Origin of the sequence: Bacteroides ovatus, from assembly GCF_001314995.1 — a bacterium.
Taxonomy (GTDB): domain Bacteria; phylum Bacteroidota; class Bacteroidia; order Bacteroidales; family Bacteroidaceae; genus Bacteroides; species Bacteroides ovatus.
This window is the reverse complement of record NZ_CP012938.1, coordinates 5,220,511-5,232,362: the sequence shown is the minus strand read 5'-3', so window position 1 is coordinate 5,232,362 and position 11,852 is coordinate 5,220,511. Positions and strand designations below refer to the sequence as shown.

7 protein-coding genes are annotated in these 11,852 nt (G+C 39.9%); 1 reads left to right on the top strand and 6 read right to left on the bottom strand.

All coding sequences use genetic code 11. The annotated features are described in order from the left end of the window. Window positions 1-58 precede the first annotated feature (58 nt). Window positions 59-928 carry an NAD kinase gene (locus Bovatus_RS19710; protein WP_052587876.1) on the top strand — a complete coding sequence of 290 codons (870 nt, stop codon included), beginning with the start codon at window positions 59-61 and terminating at the stop codon, window positions 926-928. Window positions 929-1,559: 631 nt separating this feature from the next. Here the strand turns inward: Bovatus_RS19710 and Bovatus_RS19705 are convergent. The 6 genes from Bovatus_RS19705 to Bovatus_RS19680 all read right to left on the bottom strand — a co-directional run bounded on the left by Bovatus_RS19705 (window position 1,560) and on the right by Bovatus_RS19680 (window position 11,849). Then, window positions 1,560-2,432 carry a hypothetical protein gene (locus tag Bovatus_RS19705; protein ID WP_004297244.1) on the bottom strand — a complete coding sequence of 291 codons (873 nt, stop codon included), beginning with the start codon at window positions 2,430-2,432 and terminating at the stop codon, window positions 1,560-1,562. 194 nt (window positions 2,433-2,626) lie between these two features. After that, on the bottom strand, window positions 2,627-4,312 hold the full coding sequence (locus Bovatus_RS19700) for a hypothetical protein (protein ID WP_004297243.1): 1,686 nt from the start codon (window positions 4,310-4,312) through the stop codon (window positions 2,627-2,629). A gap of 33 nt (window positions 4,313-4,345) precedes the next feature. Then, window positions 4,346-6,214, bottom strand: coding sequence for a hypothetical protein (locus tag Bovatus_RS19695; protein WP_004297242.1), 1,869 nt, complete (start codon window positions 6,212-6,214; stop codon window positions 4,346-4,348). Beyond that, window positions 6,201-8,414, bottom strand: a complete 2,214-nt coding sequence (locus Bovatus_RS19690) for an alpha-N-acetylglucosaminidase (RefSeq protein WP_004297241.1) — start codon at window positions 8,412-8,414, stop codon at window positions 6,201-6,203. Before Bovatus_RS19690 ends, Bovatus_RS19695 begins: the two co-directional genes overlap by 14 nt. A 103-nt stretch (window positions 8,415-8,517) precedes the next feature. Then, window positions 8,518-9,978 (bottom strand): DUF3823 domain-containing protein, encoded by a 1,461-nt coding sequence (locus tag Bovatus_RS19685; protein ID WP_004323584.1) that lies wholly within the window; start codon window positions 9,976-9,978, stop codon window positions 8,518-8,520. A 20-nt stretch (window positions 9,979-9,998) separates the two neighbouring features. Then, window positions 9,999-11,849: a RagB/SusD family nutrient uptake outer membrane protein gene (locus tag Bovatus_RS19680; RefSeq protein WP_004297239.1), complete on the bottom strand. Its 1,851-nt coding sequence runs from the start codon at window positions 11,847-11,849 to the stop codon at window positions 9,999-10,001. Window positions 11,850-11,852: the final 3 nt, after the last annotated feature.

Sequence of the window (11,852 nt, the reverse complement as noted above, 5' to 3'; positions counted from 1 at the left end):
TAAAGTAGAAATCCAAGAAAAAATGCCAAATTTGCATCCTGAACTAATGATGTTGCTTATGAAATTTGCCATTTTTGGAAATACTTATCAGGCTAAAAAGTCTTCTCATGCTGTCGCCTTGTTTAAACTTTTAAAGAAACAAGGAGCAGAGATTGGTATGTGCAGGGAATTTTATCAATTCCTAGTTTCTGAAAATATGGATATTGAAGCAGATCAATTATTTGATGGTGATGATTTTACTGCCGATATGGTAATCAGCATCGGAGGCGACGGAACGTTTCTGAAAGCTGCCCGCCGCGTAGGAAGAAAAGGGATCCCTATTTTGGGAATTAACACAGGACGTTTAGGATTTCTGGCAGATATTTCACCGGAAGAAATGGAGGAAACATTTGATGAAATCCAAAACGGCAGATATAGTGTGGAGGAACGGAGCGTACTTCAGTTAATCTGCAACGACAAACATCTCCAAGATTCTCCTTACGCCCTCAACGAAATAGCTATTCTCAAACGGGACAGCTCCTCTATGATTAGTATCCGGACAGCTATTAATGGCGCGTATCTGAATACTTATCAAGCTGACGGGTTAGTAATTGCCACTCCAACAGGTTCCACAGCCTACTCTTTGAGTGTAGGAGGCCCGATCATCGTTCCTCATTCCAACACTATTGCCATCACTCCGGTGGCTCCACATAGTCTCAACGTCCGCCCTATCGTTATTCGGGATGACTGGGAGATTACATTAGATGTAGAAAGCAGAAGTCACAACTTCCTCGTCGCCATTGACGGGAGGAGCGAAACTTGCAAAGAAACGACTCAACTAACCATTCGCCGGGCAGATTACAGCGTAAAGGTAGTGAAACGTTTTAATCACATTTTTTTCGATACACTCCGCAGCAAGATGATGTGGGGAGCTGACGGAAGACGGTAAGCAGTTCACATTATGCACCGTTATTCCTCATCGCCTAATTCAACTATACGGTACTTAAAAATAGAACTTCTAAAAAAAGGGACATTCAAGTTGTTGGGAATGCAACAAATTGGGTATAGATTCCAACTAAAGAGAAAAGGGGCCGGGATTTACTATCTTCAGAAATCAGATTAACATTATTTTCCCCTATATTTACTCAATAAGATTAAAATATACTGATTACACTTGCAAATCATTCTTTTATAGACAACAGTCATTCATTTTATCAGTTTCTCCTTACCTTTATTTACATACAAACTAGAGAAAAAAATAGCTTCTAATCATTCCTATATGAGTTCCTCACCGAGAAATGAGATGTCCCTCACCGAGGAACTTATCCTTTCTCGGTGAGGGACATCTCGTTGGTTTTAATCCAACGAAGGCTTCCATGATTAAAAAGCTGCATATTGTCTGCAAATTCATGCTGTGCTCGCCCTATTTTCTGTATATTATTGCAATTATTTATGCAGTTCTTTCCCCAGTTCATCCATAAAAGAACAACTGTTGCCCGAAGAAATATTAAAAACAGACCATCGGGTTAGCTAATATAGAAGAAAATAGAATATCGGTAGAGAAAAAGAATACCCCGATATTAATCTAACATAAAGGTCTGCGAACCAATCAGATTACCACCTTCGAAGATATCAACACGGTAGTTTCCGGCATACAAGAATTCTTCTACATCCCAAAACACATTGATATTCTGTTCTTCTCCGTTATATTCAATATACTTCTTAATTGAATAAACCAATGTACGGTTTTCATAAGGGAAAGTATTGGATGCACTCTTGGTCAGTACATCATTATCGGGTTTGGTTATACGTACATAGATGGTACGTTCACCGTTTTCGGCGGTTATATTCTTCACGACCGTGAAACTGATGGCTAACTTCACCACGTCTTTCACTTTCTTCGCCACTTTACCACGTTTATTGCGTGGTTCGATACGAATATTAGTTGCATCGAGTTGTGCGGCTAGCGTCACCTTCTTATTCAGATTCTTCTTTTCTTCAGAAAGGTTATCGATCTGTCGTGAAGCCTGATTATACTTTTGAGTCACTTCAGCTATGACCTGTTTCTGCTGTGCAGTCAGTTTATTCAGAGAGTCGATCTGATTAATATACCCAATCATTACCTTACGCAAAGTAGCCAACTCATTCTTTAAACGACGGATCTCTGTAGCATTCGTGCTCTTCACTGTACGAAGTTCTTCCAAGAGACGTTGAGTTTTCAATTGTTCCTGTTCCAGTAATTGAGATAAAGAGTCATTAGAAATCGTCATCTTTAACTCATCATATTGTTGTGCAAAACGGGTATATTCGTTTTCCAGATCTTCCTTATCTAATTGGAATTCCTGCACTAACTCCCGGTTAGCTTGTTTTTCGGTAAACAATAAATAAGTAATACCAATAATAGCTATCACCAAGATAGCCACGGCCGCAATAAGAAGGCTTTTTTTACTCATAGTTTCAGTTGTGAATTGATAACGTGCGCAAAAGTAATCATTTCGCAACAGAAGTCAAGCAGAAAAGCAGAGAGTTTTTTTATAACTCCCTGCTAATCCATATAATTTTAACTAATTAGTTTATCAACCCAGTCAAGTTAAGAGACATAATAAAGTCTATAGAGATTGAATCACACATTCCCCCCATCCTTTTATCAAAGAGACTGAAAGATTAATCCCTGCACATCTTCTACCAATTGCTTGAGATCATCCAAATCCAAATATAAAGCATTTTCGCACAATTCCTTATATCTCCGAACTCCAATCTGTTCTACTATATTCTGCACGACTTCTTCACAAGGAGAATTTATCCCATCGGATAAGTTCCACAATTCTTCCACCTTATCTATGCGCTTAGTAACAAACCGAAATCCCCTTTTCTTCAATTCCTGTACCAACTCTTCTTTCCCGATACGTGCATTCACATGTACGGTTTTATTCTCCAAGAGAACACCTTTTTCATAAGTATCCACCACTTTCTGTATATCACGTTTTATCCTGTCGATCGTTGATACAGGAGGAACAAACTGCCAAAACAATAATGGAATATATCCTTGAGTCAACTCATACAAAGGTTGTGATATTAAATATTCATTTAAATAAGTCCCCTGTACGGAAACCTTTGTTTGCTCCCGATTCTTATACATAAAATACATACCCATATTTGCACCGAGATTATACATATCCATCATATCATGAGTAGCAATCAAAGAATAAACTTGTGCCGGAGTATGTTCATAAATACCTTTTGATATATTATCAATCTGCCTGTTGACAACACCGCTCTCCCAATCGGCCAAGTCCTTACCTTTTTCAAGAGATAACGTATCATAGTCCACGACATTTCTTGATATCGTTTTGATGTCATGCTCTGAACCGGATTGGGTATATAAAATATAAAGAGAGCCGTCTGCATACTCCTGACCATCCACTCCGGTTTTACTAAGTTTCCGACAATAAGATTCACTTTTCACGTCTTCCCCTATGCCTGCGATAATTACATTTTCTACTTCATGTTCTATTATAAACTTCCGATATTCATCAGGCAAAGCCAATAATTTTATCCAGGCAACTCCGACATCATCCATGGAAGCATCATATCCCAATGTCGCATAACAAGGTACTCCAGCTTGCGAGGAATATTCTAATATGGAAGAAATTTCTTTGGTAGAATTGACAGAAACCAAAAAATGTAATGGCAATACAGGAGCCTCCATAGCTGCAGAAAGATAAGGTACCGTCGGTACTCCCGTAGCTATTATCACAGTTTTAAGTTTCTTCGACTTACCCAAATACTCATTATATAAATCTACTGTATGCTGAACGGATTGTTGAAGGAAATCAGGTGTCCCCCATACCGGTTTGGGACCTCCTCCCGGACCAATCTGCCATGTATGGCTCACACCTGCCGTCAGATTAGCTAAAGATTTTTGGACAGCATATTCCGCACTCATCCCACCATCGAGCATAAACACATTCAAACCTTTATATTCCTCTTTAGCGATCTGATAGGTAGTCAACATTCCGGGAATTACCACCCTAAAATAAGAAGAATATGTCAACTGTCCCTCCTCTTTTTGATAAACACCTACGGCTGCAGGCGTAAATTCTGAAGGAACTTCCCAAACAAATGGTTCTCCACCAATCTCCGCAAGAACCGGTTCTCCTTTCTTGGAGAGATATTTCAGTATAATCGTTTTACCTTCTGACTTCCCATCAAAAGTAAACACAACCTTCTCCCCTTGTGAATAAACGAATTTATCCGTCAGCACACGAGCTCCAATCTCTCCTCCTACCAATAGTGCAATGAAGAAAGTTACCATCAATTGTTTTATATTCATTTCGTTAGTTTAAATCTTAAATCCGATGTTATATCAATGTTCTACTAATCTCATATTTCCAACCTGTGCACAAATAGTACGAAGCTCCTCCAATGTCAGGTACTCCATCGACTTAACCGTATTCCGATACTTCTGCACTCCAATACGTTCAATTATATCATAAGCAAATTCTTCAGCCGAACCTATTTTATGATTAATGCGTCCCAAATACTCTTCCGTTTCTCCATCATCTTCCGGATTCCATTTATCTACACTCTGCCTAATTCTAATATTCTCCGAAGTGACACCTCTTGCTATCAGCTCGTCATAAAACTCATAGCGTCTCATATTAGAATTCAGATAGAAAGATCCCTCATACAGATGATCGACAACATCAGGAAAATACCCGGCAATAGCTGGCTTCAGATAACCATCAATACGTTCTACTGTAGAAGCCGCCGAATTAAATTGCCAATATAATAAAGGTACATATCCAACAAACGCTTCATATTGAGGGTGATTCGTAAGATACTCGTTAAAAATAACTCCATTCACAAAAGGTGCCTGCAACTTGCTTTGATTCTTTTTTATATATTGAAGCGTCAGGAAAGAAGATATATTGTACAAAGCCATCATATCATCAGTCTCAATCGTATAAGCTTTCACATTTGCCATCGCTTGCGCAGAGCCGGATATATTGGTTATCTGATCATCAACAATTCCGCTTTCCCAATCAGATATATACTGTCCTTCACCCAATTTTAACTGATTATAGTCATACAACCGATGTTTCAGTGCGTCAATATCGGCATCCGAACCAAAGTTAGTATACAATATATATAAAGAACCAGGTGCATATTCATCGGTAATTGTATTCTGCGTCAAAACCCTTCGGGAATAAGACTCTCCATGTCCTTCCTGACCTACTCCATAAATATAAACTTCTTCCACCTGATGGTCTTTTATAAATTGCTTATATTCTTCCGGCAAATCCAATAATTTTATCCAGGCAACTCCCACTCCAGGCATAGAACCGTCATAACCCAATGTGGCATAAGAGGCATATCCATTTTGATTGGAATAATCGAGTATAGCTTGTACTTCGGAAGCAGAATTAGCCGATACCAGATAATGAATAGGTAAATAGGCTGCCCCCATCATTGTTGCAAAGTAAGAAACAGATGCGATCCCCGTTCCAACCACCACTCTCTTTATCTTTGTGGCAGCTCCGATCTCCGAATTGTAAAGCTCAACAGTTTTGCGAACGGAACGTTGCAAAAACTCCGGAGTAGGCGCAACCGGATAAGTACCACCCTGCGGAGCCTCCTCCATGGTGGCAGCTATTCCCTGGTCGAAAGCAACTATCGTTTTTAATACACCGAACCCGGCACTCATATCTCCTATCTGACGATAAACAGGAAGTCCCTGATAATCTAACTTTTGAATATCGTAAGTCAACAGCGACTGCTCGTTGACAGCTCTGAAATATGTTCCGTCAATTGTAGTGGTTATCCCATCTTCAAAATCTAACAGGAACCTGACAGCACAAAAGGAAGAAGGCTTTAATGCAGCTGGAAGGGTATACAGTGTCCCGGCATCCACAGGAACAGATTGTCCCGGTTCTATTTGAATATGGGAAGCAACAGACTTTTCTATCAATACACACCCTCCATCATCCAAGTTCTGAATCACCACTTTTACTTCACGAATATCCATCGGATAGTTCGTTTCATTTTTCAAGGTAAAAGAGCAATTTACAGGATCTCCCGGCCAATAGGCAACTTTATTTAATTTCACATCAGAGGCTTTAGCCATTGTTGTACGAAAGCCGTCATCAACAACTTCCGAATCTTTGCATCCGCTCATAATAGCCAATGCAAAAAAAGTGATGATTATACTTGAAATATAACTAATTATTCTCATTGTGTTTTTCTTTTAAAATTGAATCCTTGTATTTATTCATCAATAAAGTAGCAATCTCAACAGCATTACCAACCGGTTCGGAAGGATAACGTTCATGTGACTTGACCCAGTCAATTTCAAACTGCGTCACTCTTTGATGAAAAGCATCAGCATTAAACGGCTGCTTGTTAGAAACAGAGCGAATAACTTCATCTATAAACATTTCCCAACGAGGCGCATAATATCCCGATACCAAACCTCCCCAAGTACGATTTGCATAATCGTTTAAACTTTGATCTTTATCTCCCCAGGTTGAAACGATAGTACGGGCATTTTCTTCGTAATAATTTTTAGAGGCTTCGTCTATACCTAATGAACGGGCATCTTCAATCCATTTTCCCAGTAAAAAAGAAGATTGTGTACTTAATAAAGTATTAACATCACGCAGTAGTTGTTTCATTTCAGCTCCTTTTTGTTTTAATAGCGGTAATTGCTTCCGGGAATAAGTTTCCGCAAATTCATCGCGAAGCTTCCCGAAATAATTCCCCAGCACTTGCCTTCCTATATTAACAACATCATATTCATAAGTAGAATGTCGATGTTCTCCGGCTTTCAACAACATCTCCCATACCTCAAACAAAGTTTCATTGGAATACGCTACCGTAGGCGTAGTCGTCCAATTGCCATTTCCTTTTAAACAAGGACGCGCATTCATCAATGTCCCCTGTCCCAAAGCAGCTGGTGCTGTATAAATACTGTCATAAAGCAATTTCCATGCCCGACGCATTTGTTGGTTTCTCAAGCCAATTCGCCTGTCTGCCAGTTGTTCTATCCATACAGAGTCCGGCAGATTACAATCCCATGCTTTACTGAAAACATATTCATACATGAAAGGATTTACATCAAACCCCTCCAAAGTAGAACCCAGTCCCGAAAAGTTTTCTCCACCATTGGTATATACATTTTCGATTCGTTTCCCCACTTCTTTGGTGTTTCCGGCAAGCATTGTATTTCCTCCGAAATTTCCTAAATAGCACCATAAATATGGTTGCCCGAAATACCGATCTGTCTGCTTCCAAACTTCAGTATTCTCACAATAATAGTCCAGTAGCAACAGTTTATTTTGAGGGACTGCTTTCAAGAAAGCTTCTACCCGTTCGTTTGTCCATAAATGTCGGTCAATATAGAATAACCATGTCATTTGTAACCAAGTAGCATCCGGATCGACATGCGTCATCGATTGATAAATATGCTTCGAGCAATTGGCTAAAAATTCCGGCTCCCAACTTGGAGGGGCTACTTCATTAAAAGGATCTGCCCCATAAATATGGTCTGTTCCGAACAACTTAGTTTGTTCTTCCAGAAACTCTTTCTGTATGGTTGCAAACAATGGGTCAAGCGGATCCAGAAAGTGGCTTCTGTATTTATCCTCGAAACCTCCCCAAGAGCTCATCCGGCTAATCTTAGCTTCCGGATAGATTCTTTTAAGTTCCGACGGTACATGTCCGGCAAATGCAGGAAGTATGGGGCGCATATTAAATTGACGTTCACGGGCTACGATTTGTTTCTGCAATGCTTCTTGTGTATCCAGCCATTCTTTAGGCAGAGGCCCCTGCCAATAATCCAAGTTAGACATACGATGCCAAGGCAAGTGAGCAGGCCCTGTGAAATAGTTCCGTATTTCCTCATCCGTCAATCCTAATTTCGTCCATACGCGATACCAGACAGATTCTTGTCCGGTGATTGCCAAAGGCATATTGATTCCATTTAAAGCCATCCAGTCTATCAACCGTTCCCAATCCTTCCATGTCCACCATGGCATTGTATAACCGAAGGTACAGTAATTAAGAAAGAATCGGTTCTTGCAACGGGCAGTCGAAATTATTTTTGCCGGTGGCATGGGTAATACTTCCGGCATCTCCACCGTATCGTTCACATACCAGGAAACAGAGGTAAGGCAGTAATGATTCAGATAATAGTTCAGCCCTACAGCCATCGAATTTGCGTTATTTCCCCGTATTCGTACTGTTCCTCCTTGCGCTTCTATTTCATACCAATCTTTATCAATCTTTTCTGATTGTTCAAAACTAAATTGGGAAGCATACTCCGGAAATAAACGTTCCACCATCTGTTGCATCGCTTTTTCATCTTCTGTACTTTCTTTGCAGGAAGAACACAATACGATCAACATCAGTAGAAATAAACATTTAATCTTACACATACTATTTATATTTTCATTTATATATTTCTTTTAAAAAACGAATGTATCCGATGTTACCCACTAGACACATTCGCTTGTCAAAGGGAGTAGTGTGATTACCGACCTAGTTGGTAATCGTCAGATGTGTAAGTCCCGCATCATCAAAATTCTTTTTAGTAAGCGGCACATCCGGTCCTATAATAACTGTGTTAAGTTTCTTCAGTTTCTTCAGAACTGTCAGGTCAACTTTCGGATTAATCGTTTTATCCACTGAGAAACCTTTACCCTTTATGATAGAAAGTGTTTCCAGATTAACAAAAGGTAAAATATCAACCAATGTTTGTATTTCTCCCTGAATCGTCAGTGATTTAAAGTTCTCTATATCCTGGCAAGCAGGCATACGGTCGGCAAATCCTATCAACCATGTATCCCACCAATCGAAATATTCAAAACGTAAATCGGTAGTGGACCAGTCTTCGCCGATTGTAGGACCATATATCAATGCCCATTCACCTGATAATGATTTTTTAAATTCCGAATCATTGTAGAAAGGAACATTTTCCGGACGAGTGTTTGAGGCAGGTACATATTTATCCGTCAAAGATTTAGTCTGTACTTCAATCGTTTGTTCCGGACCGGCAACTCCTTTCGCCAGAAGTTGTACTTTGATTGTACTCTTTTGATTATGAGGTAAATTGGCAACGTATGAATAATCCGTAGGTTTAAATTTATCCATCACCTCTTCACCATCCCGATCCGTATAAGAAACCTTTATCTCGTCAACAACGGGAGGAAATGCCCACTGCAAAACAGCAGAAGTGGCACTACTTACTCCGACAGCGGCTTCAATCGGTAAGGAAGACAAATCAATATCTGTCGTATTAATCACAGTCTGTTCTGAATAATTCCAGTAATCTCCTGCTGATTCCGTACGTCCCAAAGCTCTTAAATAATATGTGCTGTTAGGGTTTAAGAACAGAGTCTCCGTAAATTCTCCCGACAATTCTGTCAAATTCTTCTTTATTCGCTTGTAAGTATGTGAACCGCTTTCGCTTTCATTCATAGCCGTACGTTGTCCGGGATATTGCTCTTTGCCATATACCAATCCTATTTCCTGATTCTTGGAGCGTTCGTCATTTACCTGATAAGTAAAAGTGACGTTCGCTGTAATGCCGTACAACACTTCCACCTTCTTAATTTTCAATGTTACGTTGGGGGTAACAATCAAGTCCATTTTCTTAAAACTACGAATATCACCATAAATGGTATCCAACTCAAAGAACGGTCCGTTCGCCCATACTTTATAGCGGGAAGGATATACTTTGGTATTGCGATATGTTCCTTCAGGAAGTGTGTTATACTCCAAGGGAACCGCTACATTTCCATACTCCAGATCAAGTAACTTTAATTTAGCTCCATAATATTCGGTAGCCACCTTTTCACCGGTCAGCCTGTCAATAAAAGCGCCTTCGTAGCCACCGGTCAAGTCATCCACACGTTCGTCAAGTTCACACCCTGACAGATTCAGTGTTAACACTGCTAAAAGTAACAGTTTGATATTTATATATAATCTAGCTCTATTCATATTCTTTTCTTTTAGGGTTATCAATTCCAACCGTCATTCTGCACGATACCCGGGCTTTTGCTTAAAGGAAGCGGACAATAATAGTCTCTTTCCTCGAACCATTTCACTCTCGTAGCCAAATCCGGTGCTTCTACTTTCTCCAACGTATAATAAACGGAGGCAGGAGAAGTTGTTTCATCGATATGAAGAATGGGATAGAGAGCCTTCAACGTTTTATTGTGCATCTTTTCTTCCCCAATGCGCCAACGCTTCAAGTCCCAATAACGGAATCCTTCATACATCAAGTCTATCCGGCGTTCATGCCGTACAACCTCCAAGTCCATCGTTTTGGCAGGCAATCCTCCATGTATACTACGCAATAGGTCAAAAGCGACTTGGGCAACCGCTAAATAGTCATTCACTCCATAGGTTGAAAGCTCAACGGCAGCTTCAGCCAAATTTAAAATAACCTCGCCATACCGAATAACGACAGCATCCTGATCGTTTTCTTGTATAAGATAATCATCCAACCTCTTCACTCCATACAGTGTTTTTTTCAGAAAAAATCCCCAGTTAGTAGTTCCTGCGGCGGAAAGGTTCAAGAAGATACCATCTGCTCCACTTTTCATGTATTTTTCGTGACCGGGCACTTTCCCCGCTCCCATCCAATCTTCAGATTTTTCATAAGAATATTCTTCAGTAGTTCCATCTGTCCTTTTTACGAGTGTTTTCCGGTAAATAGAGAAACGTTCTCCCAAGAACTCTCCTCCCGGATAAATAACAGTGGCATCCAGACGTTTATCACGATTTGCAAAAAAATCTTCGGGATTATTCTTTGAAGCGGCATAATCCAATGGCTGAATCTTACCGTCTAATGTTTCAAATTGTTCGACAACATCTAAAGGAGGAACCATAAAGGCACAGTAACCGGCCCGTTTAATACGATAAGACTGATACCAGTAATCCTCATATACAGCCACTCCTGTCTTGGCAACATTAGCAAAACGGAAAATTATCTCATTATTATTTTCATCTTTTCCATTAAACAAATCGCCAAATTCAGTAGAGAGCGCATACTTACCATCATCAACGATTTCCTTTGCTGCTTTTGCCGCTTCCAATAAATATGTTTTCGCCATTTCTTTGCGGATTCCCTGGAAACTATTATTTGAAACTTTTCCATACTTAGCAATAGTCCCCGCATACAACATAGCCCTCGACTTCAACGCCAAAGCTGTATACCGATTGGCACGGTCACGATCTTCTGATGCAATACGCTGTACTTTCGGAAGCAATACAAGAGCCGAGTCCAAGTTATCTTTTATATAATCCCAGGATTTTTCCTCTGTAGAACGATTGTTGATGGAGCTTACATCATCCAACGGACTTGAATACAAAGGCACACCCCCATATCGTTTCACCATCTCAAAATACAGATAAGCACGAATAAAATAAGCCTCACCGACTGTACTCAACACCCCTTCATTATCCGAATTCTTATAAGTGGCGATAAACTTATTTACAACATTGATTGTCTTATAATTCCATACCGCCTCAAATATTTCACCTTTGCTTTGAGAAAAGACTCCTCCAAAAACAGTACCCGGAGTGTTATTTCTCATGACCCCATTCTCGTAGGTAATATTGCTCGCTCCATCATCGGTAAAAGCATCCAGATGATGTTGCCTGTACGACATTGCTCCGTCACCGATACAATGAATTGATTTACGTAATTCCGCATAATTGGATAAGAACTGTGCTTCTGCCAGTTCGGGATATTTGGCAATGTCCTCTTCACTAAGAATGGTTTTCGAATCGACAGTAAGCCAATCGCTACATCCACAGCACAAGCTCAATGCCAATACCATATATATGATAGATTTTACTTTCATAAC